This window comes from Pseudomonas sp. NyZ480, assembly GCF_029537255.1.
Classification (GTDB): domain Bacteria; phylum Pseudomonadota; class Gammaproteobacteria; order Pseudomonadales; family Pseudomonadaceae; genus Aquipseudomonas; species Aquipseudomonas taiwanensis.
On the sequence record NZ_CP120626.1, the window covers coordinates 4,322,841 to 4,340,932 of the forward strand.

Below are 18,092 nucleotides of genomic sequence, written 5' to 3' on the forward strand. Positions count from 1 at the left end.
TGACCCTGCGAGCGGATGATAAGCATTATCATTAACTTTTCATCGGCCAGGTCCCACCGTGAGTCAGTCCCGGTTCAACTCCGTCTTCCTCGTTCAGCGCCTTAGCTTGCTGCGCACCCTGCAGCGCATGGTGGGCAACCCCAGCACCGCCGAGGACTTGCTGCAGGAAACCTACCTGCGGGTTTCCCGTGCTCTGAGCGAGCGTCCCATCGAACACCTGGAACCGTTCGTTTTCCAGACCGCGCGCAACCTGGCACTGGACCACCTGCGCACGCGCCGGATGCAGTCGCGTACCCTGGTCGATGACGTGCCCGAAGAGGTCTTGCACAACGTCGCCGCACCGACCAGCAGCAGCGAAGACGCCGCCCACGCCGAACAGATACTCAAACGCCTGAGCGTGAGCCTTGGCCAGCTTACCCCTCGCCAGCAACGCATCTTCATTCTCAGCCGCCTGCAGGGCGCCAGCTACCTGGAAATCGCCGAGCAACTGAACGTCTCGGCCAGCACGGTACAGAAGGAACTGAAGCTGATCATGGCCATCTGCATGGGTGTGGCCGACCGCCTCAAGTAAGCCGACCGCCCGCCTGATTGGCACGGCCAGGCCCTTGCCATGCCTGACCCAAGCCTTGATCATTCGTGGAAAATCATTTCAAGGATTACCCGTGACCGACAGCCCCGTCACTCACTCGTCACCTGCCGGGCCCGACGCCCGTGCCCGTGCCATGGACGAGGCGCTGGACTGGCTCATCCGCCTGCAATGCGCTGACCAAGACGATACCCGTGCCTTCGAGGCATGGCTGAGCGCCGCGCCGGAAAACGCCGAGGCCTATGTCGAAGCAGAGGCGCTGTGGAATGGTGCCGCTTTGCGCAAGGCGGCGCTGCAACTGAACCAGGAGCAGCGCCGCTCCTTGCATGGGCGCCTGCGACGTCACTGGAAACCCTTGGCCACCGCTGCCGTCCTGATGGTGGGTCTGTTCGCCTTCGGCAACCTGCCGATACGCCTGCAAGCCGATCATCTGACCGTGGTTGGCGAACGTCAGCGGCTGGCATTGGACGGTGGCGCCAAGGTGCTGCTCAACACCCATTCAGCCTTGGCAAGCGACCAGCGCGACGGCCGGTCGATCGCGCGGCTGCTACAAGGCGAGGCTTACTTCCAGGTACCCGGCGGCGCCCAACTGCCGCTGGAAGTGCAGGCAGGCCCACTACGCGCCCAGGTGCGGGACACCGATTTCGCCGTACGCTACCTCGATGGCGAAGCCCAGGTGCGCGTCCAGCGTGGCGATGTGGACTTGCTGGCTGCCAGCGACCAGCGTATCCGCCTCAATGCTGGCGACAGCATCAGTGTCGGCCCCAAGGGGTTCGGCCAGCGCCAACGTCCAGACATGGACAAGGACCTGGCCTGGGTCGACGGCCGCCTGGTGTTCGAAAACTGCCCACTGAGCCAGGTGCTGGCGGAGGTCCGGCGCTACTACCCCGGTTGGATCATCAACCGCAACAGCCAGCTGGACGATGTAGCCGTCACTGGCAACTACCGCCTCGATCAGCCATTGGAAACCTTGCGTGCCCTGGCTCATATCACGTCGGCCCAGTTGCATGAGTACCCGGCCCTGGTCATTCTCAACTAGAAATCCTGCCCTGGCCCCATCGCCGCAATCCGTCGCCAAGCCGAATCACCGACGGCCAGATTATTTTTACGCGATCGCAGCACCCCGCCCGTCACGTTATAGCCAATGCAACTGATTCTTGTTTAAAAACAAGAACAGACATCACCTATAACAGTTCGCGCGTCAGGGAGCGCTTTCGATGTCCACAGCCCCAGCTCGTCCGTCCACCCTTCCCCGCCGTACCGGGCAATTGTCCCTACTGACCCTGGCCCTGCTTGCCAGCGGCGCCTGCTGCTTGCCGGCGCTGGCCGCCGAGCCGACCCAAGCCAGTAGCCCGCGCATGGGCGACTACCGCTTCGACATTGCCCAGCAACCGCTGGTGGCGGCGATCAATGCGTTCAGCCAGGTCACCGGGTGGCAGGTCGGGTTCAGCGCGCCGCTGGCCGAGGGGATCGCCTCCCCAGGCGTGCAAGGCTCTCTGCCGCCAGATGCTGCGCTCAAGCAGTTGTTGCATGGCACCGGCCTGGGCTTTCGCAAGATCGGCAACGGCAACGTGGTGCTCGAGCGCCAGTCGGCCGGTAAGGCCATCGCCCTGCAGCAGTTGACCGTCAGCGCCACCCGCAGCGCCCAGGAAGTCAGCCAGGTGCCCAGCACCGTGACCGTGCAGAACCGTGAACAGCTGGACCGCCAAAACGTCAACAACATCCAGGACCTGGTGCGCTACGAGCCAGGTGTTTCGGTGGCTGGCACCGGCCAGCGCAGTGGCCTGAACGGCTACAACATCCGCGGCATCGACGGTGAACGCATCCTCACCCAGGTCGATGGCGTGTCCATTCCCGACAGTTTCTTCTATGGCCCCTACGCTCAGACCCAGCGCAATTATGTAGACCCAGAGATCGTCAAGCGGGTGGAGATTCTGCGTGGCCCAGCCTCAGTGCTGTACGGCAGCAACGCCATCGGTGGCGCGGTAAGCTACTTCACCCTCGACCCGGACGACATCATCAAGCCCGGCAAGGACGCCGGTGTGCGCCTGAAGACCGGCTACAGCTCGGCCGACGACAGCTGGCTGACCTCCGCCACGGTGGCCGGTCGCCAGGGCGATTTCGACGCTCTGCTGCACCTGAGCCAGCGCAATGGCCACGAGACCGAGTCCTACGGCAGCCACGGCGGCACCGGCCTGGACCGCACCGAAGCCAACCCGCAGGATGCGCGTACCACCAACGTGCTGGCCAAACTGGGCTGGGACTATGCCGACGATGCACGCCTGGGCTTCACCTACGAGCGTTACAAGGATGACCGCGACCAGAGTATCCTCAGCGCCGTGGGCGGACCGTTCATTCCGGGCTTCGGCGGCATGAACGCCTATCGCATGCGTCAGGGTAACGACACCATCACCCGGGAACGCTTCGGCATCGATCACCAGTTCGGTCTCGACAGCCTGGTCGCCGACCATGTGAAGTGGAGCCTGAACTACCAGATCGCCAAGACCGACCAGCGCACCGACGAACTGTACGCGGCATCGGGCCGTGAAGTTATGCGCGAACGCCAGACCACTTACAAGGACCGCCAGTGGGTGTTCGATGCGCAGCTGGACAAGGCCTTCAGCCTCGGCCAGACCGACCACGTGCTGACATACGGCACCACCGTGAAACACGAAAAGGTCACCGGCTCGCGCAGCGGCACCGGCACCTGCCTCAACATCGGAGGCTCCTGCACCTTCGTCGGCCAGGACAGTTCGCGTGACGGCCAGGTGTTGGTCAGCGATTTCCCGGACCCAACCGTCAACACCTACAGCCTGTTCGCCCAGGATGAGATCCGCTGGAACAACTGGACGTTCATGCCCGGCGCTCGCTATGACTACACCCGCATGGAGCCCAAGTTCACCGAAGCGTACCTGCGCGGCCTGCAAGGCTCCGGCACCTCGGCACCTACCGATAGCGACGACTCGGACAAGAAGTGGCACCGCGTGTCGCCCAAGTTCGGCATCACCTATGCCTTCAATGACAACTACACCTGGTACGGCCAATACGCCGAAGGCTTCCGCACACCGACCGCCAAGTCCATGTATGGCCGCTTCGAAAACCAGACCCTGGGCTACAGCGTCAAGGGCAACCCTGGGCTTGAGCCGGAAAAAAGCAAGAGCTACGAGACCGGCCTGCGCGGCAACTTCGATGCCGGTCACTTCGATGTGGCGGTGTTCTACAACAAGTACCGCGACTTCATCGATGAGGACGCCGTGCAAAGCGCCAACCTGGAGCAGACCTTCCAGGCCAACAACATCAGGCATGCCACCATCAAGGGCGCCGAATTCAAGGGCCGCTTGAACCTGGAGCACTTCGGCGCGCCGCAGGGCCTGTACACCCAGACGTCGATCGCCTATGCCTATGGTCGCAACGACGACACCGGCCAACCGCTGAATACCGTCAACCCGCTGACCGGTGTGTTCGGACTGGGTTACGAGCAGCCGAATTTCGGCGGCCTGCTGAGCTGGACGCTGGTCAAGCGCAAGACTCGCGTGGACGACACCGCCTTCTATGCTCCGGACGGTTCGAGCACGAAATTCCGCACACCAGGCTACGGTGTCCTGGACCTGACCGGCTTCTACAAAGTGACCGACGACGTCACCCTCAACGCCGGCTTGTATAACCTCACCGACAAGAAGTACTGGCAGTGGGATTCGGTACGCAGCTACGACGGCCAGGGCGAAGCGGCGGTGACCCAGCCGGCCAACCTCGATCGCCTCACCATGCCGGGGCGTAACTTCGCCATCAATGTGGTCTGGGACATCTGATCACCCGTTTTGGTTACCCTATCGCACGGCACCTGCAAGAACCCGCTTGCCGGCGATAGGGCCATCACTGACAAAAACGTTTACGCTCCAATGCACGCTGCTTCGTTATGTCATTAGAAGCCCAAATTTCCCAAGGATTGCCCATGACCACCGAACGCCCAGCCCTGCGCTCCAAGCGACTGAACCAAGTAACCCAGGCCCCCCACTCCGATCTGGACGCCCTGGTCCAATCCCACGCACCGTTCGATACCCGCGAAAGCTTCGCCCGCTTCGTCGCTGCCCAGTACCTGTTCCAGTCCGAACTGCAGGCGCTGTACAACGATCCGAAACTGATCGCCATCGTCCCGGACCTCGCCGCGCGTTGCCGCGCCGAGCAGGCCAGGCTGGACCTCGCTGACCTCGATACGCCGGTGCCAGCGCCAGCGCCCGGCGCACTGCGAAACCCCAGCCTGGGTGAAGCCATGGGCTGGATCTTCGTCTCCGAAGGCTCCAAACTGGGCGCCGCGTTTCTGATCAAGCGCGCCGTGGCGCTGGGGTTGTCCGACCATTTCGGCGCACGTCACCTGGGTGAGCCGGTCGGCGGTCGCGCCGAAGGCTGGAAGCAATTCACGCGTATACTCGATGGCCTGGAGCTGTCGGCCGAGGAAGATGCTGCTGTCGAACGCGGTGCTGTCGCGGCATTCGAACGCTTCACCGAACTGCTTAAGCACGCCTACGCCGCCGATGCTGCGCTGGCCTGATACGCTCTACCCGGCCACCCTTGCGGTGGCCAACCGTTTTTCGCAGTGAGACCATGACACGACCTGCCCGCTCGAAACTGTCCCGCTTGCTCTACGCCACCCTGGCTTATGTCAGCCTGGGCATCGGCCTGGTCGCGATCGTCATTCCCGGTCTGCCAACCACCGAATTCATTCTCCTGGCCGCCTGGGCCGCCACCCGCAGTTCCCCGCGCCTCTCGGCCTGGCTGGAGAATCATGGGGTGTTCGGGCCGATTCTGCGCAACTGGCGCAATGGCAAGGTGATCCAGCGTCGCGCCAAGATCAGCGCCACCTTCAGCATGCTGGTGTGTGCGGCCTTGATGCTGATTTTTCTCGAACACCGCTGGCCGGTGTTCCTGGCCATTACCGGCATGACGCTCGGCAACCTGTGGATCTGGTCACGCCCCGAGCGAGCAGCAGCGCTCGACACTGAAGCATCACAGGCTCAGCAACCCTGAATACAGGGCATACGCCGCCAACCCCGCCCCCACCAGCACGGCAGTGAAAATCAGCTTTTCCCAGGTGGTGAACAAGACCTCCCCCTGCTCTCGCTTGGCGCGGGCGAACAGGATCACCCCCGGGGCATACAGCAGCGCCGACAGCAGCAAATACTTGAGCCCACCGGCATACAGCAGCCAGATCGCATAGAGCAGCGCCACCATCGCCACCAGCAGGTCCTTGCGCCGCACTGCGCCCTGGCCGGAATAGGTTTCACCACGCAGCGCCAGCAACACCGCATAAGCCGCCGACCACAGGTACGGCACCAGGATCATGGACGATGCCAGGTAGATCAGGCTGGTATACGTACCGGCCGAGAACAGGGTAATCAGCAGGAAGCCCTGGATCATGCAGTTGGTCAGCCAAAGCGCGTTTGCGGGCACGTGGTTGGCGTTTTCCTTCGCCAGGAATCGCGGCATGGTCTTGTCCCGCGCCGTGGCGTAGAGAATCTCGGCGCACAACAAGGCCCAGGACAACAAGGCCCCAAGCAGCGAGATCGCCAGGCCGATACTGATCAGCAATGCCCCCCACGGCCCGACGATATGCTCGAGAACCGATGCCAGCGACGGGTTCTGTAGGCCGGCGAGTTCTGGTTGGGTCATTACCCCCAGAGACAGCACGTTCACCAACACCAACAGCGCCAGTACGCCGAGAAAGCCGATCACCGTGGCCTTGCCGACATCCGAACGGCGCTGCGCACGACCGGAGTACACGCTGGCGCCTTCGATACCGATGAACACGAACACCGTCACCAGCATCATGTTGCGCACCTGGTTCAGCACGTTGCCGAACTGCGGGTTGCTCAAGCCCCAGATATCGCGGGTAAAGATGTCGGCGCGAAAAGCGAAGGCGGCGATCACGATGAAGATCAGCAACGGCACCACCTTGGCCACCGTGGTCACCTGGTTGATGAATGCCGCTTCCTTGATGCCACGCAGTACCAGGAAGTGCACCGCCCACAGCAACAGCGAGGCGCAACCGATGGCCACCGGCGTGTTGCCCTCGCCGAACACGGGGAAATAGAAGCCCAGGGTGCTGAACAGCAGGACGAAGTAGCCGACGTTGCCCAGCCAGGCACTGATCCAGTAACCCCAGGCCGAGGAGAAACCCATGTACTCGCCAAAGCCCGCCTTGGCGTAGGCGTACACCCCAGAGTCAAGCTCCGGCTTGCGGTTGGCCAGCGTCTGGAACACGAAGGCCAACGCCAGCATGCCCACGGCAGTGATGGCCCAACCGATGAGCACGGCACCGACATCGGCGCGGGCCGCCATGTTCTGCGGCAGCGAGAAGATGCCGCCACCAATCATCGAACCGACCACCAACGCGATCAATGCGCCAAGGCGCAGCTTTTGTCCCGGTTCGCTCATGGGCCTCCTTCTTGTGCGCTGTCATTCATTTGAAACAGCTACACACTCATATAACAAAGCCGGTTTATATGAGCGCAAGCCATTAAAGCTATAGCACTCAGAACTGCGTTGTCTATGCCAAGCCTGCGGAAAAAACCGCCATTGAGAGGTCGCCAGAAAAGAAAGTGATAGCACTCGAAATTATCGTGAAAAATTTGCGAAAGCGGCAAAAGCGGCTAGTTTCAGACTTCGCAGGCTGAACAGAGCGTTTGCTCTAGAAAGACATGGAGGTGCCAGCGCACGAGGCCTGCAGCAGAGCTGTCGGCACGCTCCAGGAGCTACGTGAAGGAATTTTCCCACTTCACGTCGTCATCAGCTGACCCACGTCAGCTAATGATCCAGGCGTCAGATTTACTCTGACGTCAACTTTCTCCTGGTAGGAGTTGTTAAATGTCTGATTCGTCCGGAAAACTAAAACTTGGTGCGTTAGTTGCACTTGTCGTCGGCTCGATGATTGGCGGCGGCATCTTCTCGCTGCCGCAAAACATGGCGGCCAGCGCCGGTGTCGGTGCCGTGTTGATCGGCTGGGCCATCACCGCCGTGGGGATGCTGACCCTGGCCTTCGTGTTCCAGACCCTGGCCAACCGCAAGCCTGACCTGGATGGCGGGGTGTACGCCTACGCCAAGGCGGGCTTTGGCGACTACATGGGCTTCTCCTCGGCCTGGGGTTACTGGATCAGTGCCTGGCTGGGCAACGTCGGCTACTTCGTCCTGCTGTTCAGTACCTTGGGGTACTTCTTCCCGATCTTCGGCGAAGGCAATACGCCTGCCGCCATCGTCGGCGCGTCGGTCCTGCTCTGGGCAGTACACTTCCTGGTACTGCGCGGCATCAAGGAAGCGGCGTTCATCAACCTGGTGACCACGGTGGCCAAGGTCGTGCCGCTGGTGCTGTTCGCCCTGATCTGCCTGTTCGCCTTCAGGCTCGATATCTTCACCGCCGACATCTGGGCCCTGGGCACGCCAGAGCTTGGCAGCGTGATGAATCAGGTGCGCAACATGATGCTGGTCACCGTCTGGGTGTTCATCGGCATCGAAGGCGCAAGCATCTTCTCGTCTCGTGCGGAAAAACGCTCGGACGTCGGCAAGGCCACTGTCATCGGTTTCATCACGGTGCTGCTGTTCCTGGTGTTGGTCAATGTGCTGTCGCTGGGCGTGATGACCCAACCAGAGCTGGCCAAGCTGCAAAACCCATCGATGGCTGCGGTGCTCGAGCATGTGGTCGGCCACTGGGGTGCCGTGCTGATCAGCGTCGGGCTGGTCATCTCCTTGCTCGGTGCCCTGCTGTCGTGGGTACTGCTGTGCGCCGAAATCATGTTCGCCGCCGCCAAAGACCACACCATGCCGGAGTTCCTGCGCCGCGAGAACGCCAAGCAGGTGCCGGCCAATGCCCTGTGGCTGACCAACGCCATGGTGCAGATCTTCCTGGTAATCACGCTGTTCTCGAGCAGTACCTACCTGTCGCTGATCTACCTCGCCACCTCGATGATCCTGGTGCCTTACCTGTGGTCGGCGGCCTATGCCTTCCTGCTGGCCCTGCGTAGCGAAACCTATGAACAGGCCCTGGCCGAACGCAAGAAAGACCTGATCATCGGCGCCATCGCGCTGCTGTATGCCATCTGGCTGCTGTATGCCGGCGGTGTGAAATACCTGCTGCTCTCGGCGCTGCTGTATGCCCCGGGCGTGATCCTGTTCGCCAAGGCCAAGCGTGAAGTTGGCCGACCTGTCTTCACCAACGTGGAAAAGCTGATCTTCGCCGCCGTGGTCATCGGTGCTCTGGTGGCAGCCTATGGCCTGTACGACGGCTTCCTGACGCTTTGATCCACGTCTTCGTTCAATTGGAGGAATGAAACCATGTCCGCTGAAAAACAGAAGTACGGTGTCCACTCCGAAGCCGGCAAACTGCGCAAAGTGATGGTGTGCTCGCCCGGCCTGGCGCACCAGCGTCTGACGCCAAGCAACTGTGACGAGCTGCTGTTCGATGACGTGATCTGGGTCGAACAGGCCAAGCGTGACCATTTCGACTTCGTCACCAAGATGCGCGAGCGCGGTGTGGATGTACTGGAAATGCACAACCTGCTGACCGACACCGTGCAGCAGCCAGAGGCCCTCAAGTGGATCCTCGACCGCAAGATCACTCCAGACACTGTCGGTGTGGGGCTGACCAACGAAGTACGCCACTGGCTCGAAGGGCTTGAACCTCGGCGCCTGGCGGAGTACCTGATCGGCGGCGTGGCCGGCCAGGACCTGCCGGATACCGAAGGTGCCGAAGTGGTCAAGATGTACAACGAATACCTGGGCCACTCCAGCTTCATCCTGCCGCCACTGCCCAACACCCAGTTCACCCGCGACACCACTTGCTGGATCTACGGCGGCGTGACGCTGAACCCGATGTACTGGCCGGCGCGACGCCAGGAAACCCTGCTGACCACCGCCATCTACAAATTCCACAAGGCGTTCACCGGTGCCGACTTCCAGGTCTGGTACGGCGATCCGGACAAGGACCATGGCCAGTCTACCCTCGAAGGCGGTGACGTGATGCCGATTGGTAAGGGCATCGTGCTGATCGGCATGGGCGAGCGCACTTCGCGCCAGGCCATCGGCCAGCTGGCACAGAGCCTGTTCGCCAAGGGCGCAGTCAAGGAAGTGATCGTCGCCGGCCTGCCGAAATCCCGCGCCGCCATGCACCTGGACACCGTCTTCAGCTTCTGCGACCGCGACCTGGTCACAGTCTTCCCGGAAGTGGTGAAAGAGATCGTGCCGTTCATCATCCGCCCGGACGAAAGCAAGCCATACGGCATGGACGTGCGTCGCGAGAACAAGTCGTTCATCGAGGTGGTCGGCGAGCACCTGGGCGTCAAGCTGCGTGTGGTCGAGACCGGCGGCAACAGCTTCGCCGCCGAGCGCGAGCAGTGGGATGACGGCAACAACGTGGTGGCGATCGAGCCCGGCGTGGTCATCGGCTACGACCGCAACACCTACACCAACACCCTGCTGCGCAAGGCCGGGATCGAGGTCATCACCATCAGCGCCGGCGAACTGGGCCGTGGCCGCGGCGGTGGCCACTGCATGACCTGCCCGATCGTACGCGACCCCATCGACTACTAACGTCCATCACGCCCGGCCATCCCCACAAGGTGGTGGCCGGAACATCACCGAACTCAAGGAGAAACTGTCATGGCGTTCAATATCCACAACCGCAACCTGCTCAGCCTGGAACACCACACCACCCGCGAGCTGAAGTACCTGCTGGACCTGTCCCGCGACCTCAAGCGCGCCAAGTACACCGGCACCGAGCAGCAGCACTTGAAGGGCAACAATATCGCCCTGATCTTCGAAAAGACCTCGACCCGTACCCGCTGCGCCTTCGAAGTCGCCGCCTACGACCAGGGCGCCAACGTCACCTACATCGACCCCAATTCGTCGCAGATCGGCCACAAGGAAAGCATGAAGGACACCGCCCGCGTGCTTGGGCGCATGTATGACGCCATCGAGTACCGGGGCTTCAAGCAGGAGATCGTCGAAGAACTGGCCAAGTTCGCGGGCGTTCCGGTCTTCAACGGCCTGACCGACGAATACCACCCGACCCAGATGATCGCCGACGTGCTGACCATGCGCGAGCACAGCGACAAACCGCTGCACGACATCAGCTACGCCTACCTGGGCGATGCCCGCAACAACATGGGCAACTCGCTGCTGCTGATCGGTGCCAAGCTCGGCATGGACGTACGCATCGCGGCGCCCAAGGCCCTGTGGCCCCACGACGACTTGGTCGAACGCTGCCACAAGTACGCCGAAGAAAGCGGTGCTCGCATCACCCTCACCGAAGACCCGAAAGCCGCGGTCAAGGGCGTGGACTTCGTGCACACCGACGTCTGGGTGTCGATGGGTGAACCTGTCGAAGCCTGGGGCGAGCGTATCAAGCAGTTGCTGCCCTACCAGGTGAACAAGGAACTGATGAAGTCCACCGGCAACCCACGGACCAAGTTCATGCACTGCCTGCCGGCGTTCCACAACTCCGAGACCAAGGTTGGCAAGCAGATCGCCGAACAGTACCCACACCTGGCCAACGGTATCGAAGTGACCGAGGACGTGTTCGAGTCGCCAGCATGCATCGCCTTCGAACAGGCAGAAAACCGCATGCACACCATCAAGGCGATTCTGGTGTCGACCCTGGCTGATCTCTAACCGCAATCCCTGTGGGCGCTGGTTCACCCGCGAAAGCGTCAGTCCCGGATTCGCCACGGATGCTGCTCACGCATTCACGGGTAAACCGGTGCCCACAGGGGGCGGTGTCCAGCCCCTGAGCTTCACTCACCTCTTTACATGAAAGGACATTCCCCATGCGTATCGTTGTTGCATTGGGCGGCAACGCCCTGCTACGCCGCGGCGAGCCCATGACCGCTGACAACCAGCGCGCCAATATCCGTACCGCCACCGAACAGATCGCCAAGATTCACCCCGGCAACGAATTGGTCATTGCCCATGGCAACGGCCCGCAAGTCGGCCTGCTGTCACTCCAGGGGCTGGCCTACAAACCCGATGAAGCCTACCCACTGGATGTGCTGGGCGCCGAAACCGAAGGCATGATCGGCTACATGATCGAACAGGAACTGGGCAACCTGCTGGCCTTCGAAGTGCCTTTCGCCACCCTGCTCACCCAGGTGGAAGTCGACGCCAACGACCCGGCCTTCAAGGACCCGACCAAGTTCATCGGCCCGGTCTACAGCAAGGAAGAAGCCGAACGCCTGGCCAAGGAAAAGGGCTGGGTGGTAAAGGCCGACGGCGACAAGTACCGCCGTGTGGTGGCCAGCCCGAAACCCAAGCGCATTTTCGAGATTCGTCCGATCAAGTGGCTGCTGGAAAAGAACAGCATCGTGATCTGCGCCGGCGGTGGCGGCATCCCCACCATGTACGATGAAAATCGCAAGCTCAAAGGCATCGAAGCTGTCATCGACAAGGACCTGTGCTCGTCGCTGCTGGCCGAACAGTTGGATGCCGACCTTCTGATAATCGCCACGGATGTGGATGCGGCGTACATTGACTGGGGCAAGCCGACGCAGAAAGCCATTGCCCAGGCGCATCCCGACGAACTCGAACGCCTGGGCTTCGCTGCCGGCTCGATGGGACCGAAAGTCCAGGCCGCCTGTGATTTCGCCCGTCATACCGGCAAAGTGGCAGTGATCAGCTCGCTGGAGAACATCGAAGACATCGTCAAAGGCACCGCCGGCACGCGGGTGAGCACTGCCACGCCGGGAATCAGCTACCGTTGATGGCAGTCGGCGGGTGCTACGGTGCCCGCCGTTATCAACCTTCCAGAGGATTTCGCCATGGCTCAGTTCAAGCCAGGTCATGTACATATCGAGCGCGACGCACTGAACAAGAATGACCACAGCTACGACCTCAACATCGAGTACGAAGCATCGCAAGACCCACGGGAAGGCCGGGGCATCCAGTTCCGCATGCATGGCAGCATCGAGGGCAAGGATGTCGATGAAAAGTTCTTCCTGGCCAAAGACCAAGTGCTGCCCAGCTTTCTCATGGTACTGAGCCGTAAAGCGCAGGCACACCTTCCCCCACCGAAGAAATTCGAGACGCTCTCTTCGCCCCACAAGATCTACGACGCGATGTTCGAAGACATTCGCATCAAGCTGGACGTGAAATCGGGCGACCCGATCAAGCCAGAACACCTGGAATGACCGCAAGCCGCGCAGGAGCCCGCTTACCGGCGACGCCGCCGGTACAGCCAATGCACGACAGCCAATCCCACAGGTGCTCCGCCGCTTCAGATAATGCGGAATACCTGTGGCAGCTGGCCCGTCGTGGCGATTGGGCTTAATCCCCCTCCCAAGGCATACTACCGCCCTCCACGGCCACAAGCTCTGCCCCCCATGCGCATCCACGTCAGCTTCATCGACCGCGTCGGCATCACCCAGGAAGTCCTGGCCCTGCTCGGTGCCCGCAACCTCAACCTGGACGCCGTGGAGATGGTCCCGCCGAACGTCTACATCGACGCGCCGACCCTCAGCCCTGCTGTACTGGAAGAGCTGCACGACGCGCTGTTCGAAGTCCGTGGCGTGCAGTCGGTGGAGGTCGTCGACATCCTCCCCGGCCAACGCCGCCACCTGCAACTCGATGCCCTGCTGGCGGCAATGAGCGACCCGGTGCTGGCTGTCGACAGCGCCGGCAAGGTGTTGCTGGCCAACCCCGCCCTGATCGCCCTGTGCGGGCGCGAATCGGCTGGCCGCTCAGTGGGGGAGCTGTTCGGGGATCCGGGGCTGCTTCAGGCCCTGCTGGACAATAACTTCCACTTGCCGATGCGCGAAATGCAGCTCAACGGCCAGAGCCTGCTGCTGGACGCCACGCCGATCACCAATGCCGGCGGCCTGTTGACCCTGTACCCACCCACCCGCATGGGTGAGCGGCTTTCGGCCCTGCACCACGACCATGCCGAAGGCTTCGATGCTCTGCTCGGCGAGTCCCCGGTGATCCGCACCCTCAAGGCCCGAGCCTTGCGCGTGGCAACCCTGGACGCACCGTTGCTGATCCACGGTGAGACCGGTACCGGCAAGGAACTGGTGGCCCGCGCCTGTCACGCGATCAGCAGTCGCCATGCGGCGCCCTTCCTGGCCCTGAACTGCGCTGCGCTACCCGAGAGCCTGGCCGAAAGCGAACTGTTCGGTTACGCCCCGGGCGCCTTCACCGGGGCCCAGCGCGGCGGCAAACCGGGGCTGATGGAACTGGCCAACCAAGGCACGGTGTTCCTCGATGAAATTGGCGAGATGTCACCCTACCTACAGGCCAAGCTGCTACGGTTTCTCAGCGATGGCAGCTTCCGCCGGGTCGGCGGTGACCGCGAGGTGAAGGTCGATGTACGCATCATCAGCGCTACTCACCGCGACCTGGAACGCATGGTGGCCGAAGGCAGCTTCCGCGAAGACTTGTTCTACCGGCTGAACGTGCTGAACCTGCAGGTGCCTCCCCTGCGCGAACGTGGCCAGGACATCCTGATGCTCGCCCACTTCTTCATGCAGCAGGCCTGCACCCAGATCCAGCGCCCGCCATGCCGCCTGGCGCCCGCCACCCATTCGGCGCTGCTGGCCAACCCTTGGCCAGGCAACGTGCGCCAACTACAGAACGTGATCTTTCGCGCCGCCGCCATTTGCGAGGGTAACCTGGTAGACATTGGCGATCTGGACATCGCCGGTACCTCGGTGGCGCGGGGGCAGGATGGCGACGTGGCCAGCCTTGAGCAGGCGGTGGGAGATTTCGAGCGCGAACTGTTGCAGCGCTTGTACGCAAGCTACCCCTCCACCCGGCAACTGGCAGGGCGACTACAAACCTCGCATACCGCAATTGCCCAGCGCTTGCGCAAGTACGGCATACCCAGCAAAGCCTGAACCTGGCCTGGGCGTTGCGACTCTTCCGTATCGAAATCAATACACCGTATCGAAACCAATACACCCTCCTGCAAATGCCACTACGCAAGGGTTTGATCCGCCAACCCTTTTGCTACCCGCGCCTTCTGTAGCGTTTTCATTCCACCGAAATGTCAGAAACATTTCTGTAATCACGCAAGTCTTTGATTTAAATGAGTTTTTAAATACTGGCCGCATATTTGCTAAGGGAATTCCAACCCCAAGAGCGCGGAGCCACCGCGCCCAACGCCCTGCTTCCCGAGGAATTCCCATGAGCGAGTTGCGTTTCACCGAAGATCACGAATGGCTGCGCGTCGAAGCCGATGGCAGCGTCACCGTGGGCATCACTGCCTACGCTCAGAACGCCCTTGGCGATGTGGTCTACGTGCAACTGCCGGAGCTGCAGTCGTACGACAAAGGCGCCGAAGCGTCCACCGTCGAATCGGTCAAGGCTGCCAGCGGCGTGTACATGCCCCTGAGCGGTGAAGTGGTCGCCGTCAACGAAGGCCTCAACGACAGCCCCGAGCGGGTCAACGAAGATCCGCTGGGCGAGGGCTGGTTCTTCCGCTTCGTCCCCGCCGACATGAGCGAAGTGGCTGCCCTGCTCGACCAGGACGCCTACGACCGTCTGATCAAAGCCAACGACGACGCCTGAGGAACCGACCATGACCATCAACCTCGGCACCGCCAACGAATTCATCGCCCGTCACATCGGCCCCCGCGCCGCCGACGAGCAAGCCATGCTCGCCAGCCTTGGCTTCGACTCGCTGGAAGCGATGACCGCCGCCGTCATCCCCGACAGCATCAAGGGCACCAGCGTGCTGGGCAGCGAAGACGGCCAGAGTGAAGCCGACGCCCTCGCCGCACTGAAAGCCATCGCCGGCAAGAACCAGCTGTTCAAGAGCTATATCGGCCAGGGTTACTACAACACCCACACGCCGGCACCGATCCTGCGCAACCTGCTGGAGAACCCGGCCTGGTACACCGCCTACACCCCTTACCAGCCAGAAATCTCCCAGGGCCGCCTGGAAGCGCTGCTGAACTTCCAGACCCTGATCAGCGACCTCACCGGCCTGCCGATCGCCAACGCCTCCCTGCTCGACGAAGCCACCGCCGCTGCCGAGGCCATGACCTTCTGCAAACGCCTGTCGAAGAACAAGGCCAGCCATGCCTTCTTCGCCTCCCGCCATTGCCACCCGCAAACCCTGGACGTGCTGCGCACCCGTGCCGAGCCACTGGGCATCGAGATCGTGGTTGGCGACGAACGTGAACTGACCGATGTCAGTGCCTTCTTCGGCGCCCTACTGCAGTACCCGGCCAGCAACGGTGAAGTGTTCGACTACCGGGAACTGGTCCAGCGCTTGCACGCCGCCAACGCGCTGGTTGCCGTTGCTGCCGACCTGCTGGCCCTGACCCTGCTGACCCCGCCTGGCGAGTTCGACGCCGACGTCGCCATCGGCAGCGCCCAGCGCTTCGGTGTGCCGCTGGGCTTCGGTGGCCCGCACGCGGCCTACTTCGCCACCCGTGACGCGTTCAAACGTGACATGCCGGGCCGCCTGGTGGGCGTATCGATCGACCGCTTCGGCAAGACTGCCCTGCGCCTGGCCATGCAAACCCGCGAGCAGCACATCCGCCGCGAGAAGGCCACCAGCAACATCTGCACCGCTCAGGTACTGCTGGCCAACATCGCCAGCATGTACGCCGTTTACCACGGTCCGGAAGGCCTCAAGCGCATCGCCGAGCGCACCCATGCGCTGACCGCGATCCTGGCTGCCGGCCTGAAGAGCCTGGGCATCGAGGTGCTGGGCGAGACCGCCTTCGACACCCTGACCCTGGCCACCGGTGCTGCCACTGCCAACCTGCATGAAAAAGCCCGCGCCCAGCGCATCAACCTGCGCCAGATCGACGCCGGCCACCTGGGCCTGTCCCTTGACGAAACCAGCACCCAGGCTGACGTCGAAGCCCTCTGGCAACTGCTGGCTGGCGACAAGGTCCAGCCTGACTTCGCCGCCCTCGCCGCCAGCACCGGCTCGCGCCTGCCGGCTGCGCTGCAGCGTCAATCGGCGATTCTTCAACACCCGGTGTTCAATCGCTACCACAGCGAAACCGAATTGATGCGCTACCTGCGTCGCCTGGCCGACAAAGACCTGGCGCTGGACCGCAGCATGATCCCGCTGGGCTCGTGCACCATGAAGCTCAATGCCGCCAGTGAAATGATCCCGGTCACCTGGGCCGAGTTCGGCAACCTGCACCCGTTCGCCCCCGCCGAGCAAAGCCAGGGCTACCTGCAGATGACCACCGAGCTGGAAGCCATGCTGTGCGCCGCCACTGGCTACGACGCCGTGTCGCTGCAACCTAACGCCGGTTCCCAGGGCGAGTACGCAGGCCTGCTGGCCATCCGCGCCTATCACCGCAGCCGTGGCGAAGGCCACCGCGACATCTGCCTGATCCCTTCGTCGGCCCACGGTACCAACCCTGCGACCGCCCACATGGCCGGCATGCGCGTGGTGGTCACCGCCTGCGATGCCCGCGGTAACGTCGATGTCGAAGACCTTCGCGCCAAGGCCATCGAGCACCGCGAGCGCCTCGCCGCGATCATGATCACCTACCCGTCGACCCACGGCGTGTTCGAGGAAGCGATTGGCGAAATCTGCGCGATCATCCACGACAACGGCGGCCAGGTGTACATCGACGGTGCCAACATGAACGCCATGGTCGGCCTGTGCGCCCCAGGTAAGTTCGGCGGCGACGTTTCGCACCTGAACCTGCACAAGACCTTCTGCATTCCCCACGGCGGTGGCGGCCCGGGCGTCGGCCCGATCGGCGTCAAGTCGCACCTGGCACCGTTCCTGCCAGGCCATGCCGCGCTCGAGAACACCGAAGGGGCGGTATGCGCCGCGCCGTTCGGCAGCGCCAGCATCCTGCCGATCACCTGGATGTACATCCGCATGATGGGCGGTGCCGGTCTCAAGCGTGCTTCGCAGATGGCCATTCTCAATGCCAACTACATCGCCCGCCGCCTGGAAGAGCACTATCCTGTTCTGTACACCGGCGGCAATGGCCTGGTCGCCCACGAGTGCATCCTCGACTTGCGCCCGCTCAAGGACACCAGTGGCATCAGTGTCGACGACGTGGCCAAGCGCCTGATCGACTTCGGCTTCCACGCGCCGACCATGTCCTTCCCGGTGGCTGGCACGCTGATGATCGAACCGACCGAAAGTGAATCCAAGGAAGAACTGGATCGCTTCTGTGATGCGATGATCCAGATCCGCGAGGAAATCCGCGCGGTGGAAAACGGCAGCCTGGACAAGGACGACAACCCGCTGAAGAACGCCCCGCACACGGCGGCTGAGCTGGTGGGCGAGTGGGCTCACGGCTATAGCCGCGAGCAAGCGGTCTACCCGCTGCCGAGCCTGGTGGAGGCCAAGTACTGGCCGCCCGTAGGCCGGGTCGACAACGTGTTCGGCGACCGTAACCTGGTCTGCGCGTGCCCGTCGATCGAGAGCTACCAGGACGCCTGAGGCGGCCTGTGGCACTCAGGGGTCGCGTCGCGGCCCCATCGCGACACAAGGCCGCTCCGACAAAGAGCGGGGAGCGGCCTTGTGTCGCGGTCGGGCGGC

General features: G+C 62.5%; 14 protein-coding genes. 13 read left to right on the top strand and 1 reads right to left on the bottom strand.

All coding sequences use genetic code 11. The features are described from left to right. Nucleotides 1–58 precede the first annotated feature (58 nt). The 5 genes from P3R38_RS19855 (at nucleotide 59) to P3R38_RS19875 (ending at nucleotide 5,611) form a co-directional block, all read left to right on the top strand. A complete protein-coding gene (locus tag P3R38_RS19855) occupies nucleotides 59–571 on the top strand; it encodes a sigma-70 family RNA polymerase sigma factor (protein WP_023382101.1) in 513 nt (170 codons plus the stop codon). Nucleotides 572–662: 91 nt separating this feature from the next. Beyond that, nucleotides 663–1,625 (top strand): FecR domain-containing protein, encoded by a 963-nt coding sequence (locus P3R38_RS19860; protein WP_104883349.1) that lies wholly within the window; start codon nucleotides 663–665, stop codon nucleotides 1,623–1,625. A 178-nt stretch (nucleotides 1,626–1,803) separates the two neighbouring features. Then, on the top strand, nucleotides 1,804–4,395 hold the full coding sequence (locus P3R38_RS19865; protein ID WP_277686528.1) for a TonB-dependent receptor: 2,592 nt from the start codon (nucleotides 1,804–1,806) through the stop codon (nucleotides 4,393–4,395). Nucleotides 4,396–4,538: 143 nt separating this feature from the next. Further along, complete coding sequence (locus P3R38_RS19870) at nucleotides 4,539–5,135, top strand: biliverdin-producing heme oxygenase (RefSeq protein WP_023382104.1); 597 nt, start codon at nucleotides 4,539–4,541, stop codon at nucleotides 5,133–5,135. 53 nt (nucleotides 5,136–5,188) lie between these two features. After that, complete coding sequence (locus P3R38_RS19875) at nucleotides 5,189–5,611, top strand: YbaN family protein (protein WP_023382105.1); 423 nt, start codon at nucleotides 5,189–5,191, stop codon at nucleotides 5,609–5,611. On the opposite strand, the gene arcD (P3R38_RS19880) is transcribed toward P3R38_RS19875, so the two are convergent. Beyond that, nucleotides 5,591–7,018: an arginine-ornithine antiporter gene (gene arcD, locus P3R38_RS19880; protein WP_277686529.1), complete on the bottom strand. Its 1,428-nt coding sequence runs from the start codon at nucleotides 7,016–7,018 to the stop codon at nucleotides 5,591–5,593. The two genes, P3R38_RS19875 and arcD (P3R38_RS19880), sit on opposite strands and share 21 nt — an antisense overlap. Before the next feature lie 429 nt (nucleotides 7,019–7,447). On the opposite strand from arcD (P3R38_RS19880), the gene arcD (P3R38_RS19885) reads away from it, so the two are divergent. The 8 genes from arcD (P3R38_RS19885) to gcvP all read left to right on the top strand — a co-directional run bounded on the left by arcD (P3R38_RS19885) (nucleotide 7,448) and on the right by gcvP (nucleotide 17,993). Further along, entirely contained in the window at nucleotides 7,448–8,875 is a 1,428-nt protein-coding gene (gene arcD, locus P3R38_RS19885) for an arginine-ornithine antiporter (RefSeq protein WP_023382107.1), read from the top strand. 33 nt (nucleotides 8,876–8,908) lie between these two features. Continuing rightward, entirely contained in the window at nucleotides 8,909–10,162 is a 1,254-nt protein-coding gene (gene arcA, locus P3R38_RS19890; RefSeq protein ID WP_277686530.1) for an arginine deiminase, read from the top strand. Between the two features lie 69 nt (nucleotides 10,163–10,231). Then, nucleotides 10,232–11,242 carry an ornithine carbamoyltransferase gene (locus tag P3R38_RS19895; RefSeq protein WP_023382109.1) on the top strand — a complete coding sequence of 337 codons (1,011 nt, stop codon included), beginning with the start codon at nucleotides 10,232–10,234 and terminating at the stop codon, nucleotides 11,240–11,242. Nucleotides 11,243–11,397: 155 nt separating this feature from the next. Further along, on the top strand, nucleotides 11,398–12,327 hold the full coding sequence (gene arcC, locus P3R38_RS19900; protein ID WP_023382110.1) for a carbamate kinase: 930 nt from the start codon (nucleotides 11,398–11,400) through the stop codon (nucleotides 12,325–12,327). Nucleotides 12,328–12,384: 57 nt separating this feature from the next. Continuing rightward, the gene (locus P3R38_RS19905; RefSeq protein WP_023382111.1) at nucleotides 12,385–12,753 is read left to right on the top strand and encodes a DUF5064 family protein; all 369 of its coding nucleotides are present in this window, start codon (nucleotides 12,385–12,387) and stop codon (nucleotides 12,751–12,753) included. A 192-nt stretch (nucleotides 12,754–12,945) separates the two neighbouring features. Further along, a complete protein-coding gene (locus tag P3R38_RS19910) occupies nucleotides 12,946–14,454 on the top strand; it encodes a sigma-54-dependent transcriptional regulator (RefSeq protein WP_023382112.1) in 1,509 nt (502 codons plus the stop codon). Nucleotides 14,455–14,743: 289 nt separating this feature from the next. Beyond that, the gene (gene gcvH, locus P3R38_RS19915) at nucleotides 14,744–15,127 is read left to right on the top strand and encodes a glycine cleavage system protein GcvH (RefSeq protein ID WP_023382113.1); all 384 of its coding nucleotides are present in this window, start codon (nucleotides 14,744–14,746) and stop codon (nucleotides 15,125–15,127) included. 10 nt (nucleotides 15,128–15,137) lie between these two features. Continuing rightward, nucleotides 15,138–17,993, top strand: coding sequence for an aminomethyl-transferring glycine dehydrogenase (gene gcvP, locus P3R38_RS19920; protein ID WP_027906578.1), 2,856 nt, complete (start codon nucleotides 15,138–15,140; stop codon nucleotides 17,991–17,993). Nucleotides 17,994–18,092 lie beyond the last annotated feature (99 nt).

Excerpts from the sequence above, each read along its gene's own strand:
- P3R38_RS19865 (WP_277686528.1), top strand. The coding sequence starts at position 1,804 with ATGTCCACAGCCCCAGCTCGTCCGTCCACCCTTCCCCGCCGTACCGGG.
- P3R38_RS19870 (WP_023382104.1), top strand. The coding sequence starts at position 4,539 with ATGACCACCGAACGCCCAGCCCTGCGCTCCAAGCGACTGAACCAAGTA.
- P3R38_RS19875 (WP_023382105.1), top strand. The coding sequence starts at position 5,189 with ATGACACGACCTGCCCGCTCGAAACTGTCCCGCTTGCTCTACGCCACC.
- arcD (WP_277686529.1), bottom strand. The coding sequence starts at position 7,018 with ATGAGCGAACCGGGACAAAAGCTGCGCCTTGGCGCATTGATCGCGTTG.
- arcD (WP_023382107.1), top strand. The coding sequence starts at position 7,448 with ATGTCTGATTCGTCCGGAAAACTAAAACTTGGTGCGTTAGTTGCACTT.
- arcA (WP_277686530.1), top strand. The coding sequence starts at position 8,909 with ATGTCCGCTGAAAAACAGAAGTACGGTGTCCACTCCGAAGCCGGCAAA.
- P3R38_RS19895 (WP_023382109.1), top strand. The coding sequence starts at position 10,232 with ATGGCGTTCAATATCCACAACCGCAACCTGCTCAGCCTGGAACACCAC.
- arcC (WP_023382110.1), top strand. The coding sequence starts at position 11,398 with ATGCGTATCGTTGTTGCATTGGGCGGCAACGCCCTGCTACGCCGCGGC.
- P3R38_RS19905 (WP_023382111.1), top strand. The coding sequence starts at position 12,385 with ATGGCTCAGTTCAAGCCAGGTCATGTACATATCGAGCGCGACGCACTG.
- P3R38_RS19910 (WP_023382112.1), top strand. The coding sequence starts at position 12,946 with ATGCGCATCCACGTCAGCTTCATCGACCGCGTCGGCATCACCCAGGAA.
- gcvH (WP_023382113.1), top strand. The coding sequence starts at position 14,744 with ATGAGCGAGTTGCGTTTCACCGAAGATCACGAATGGCTGCGCGTCGAA.
- gcvP (WP_027906578.1), top strand. The coding sequence starts at position 15,138 with ATGACCATCAACCTCGGCACCGCCAACGAATTCATCGCCCGTCACATC.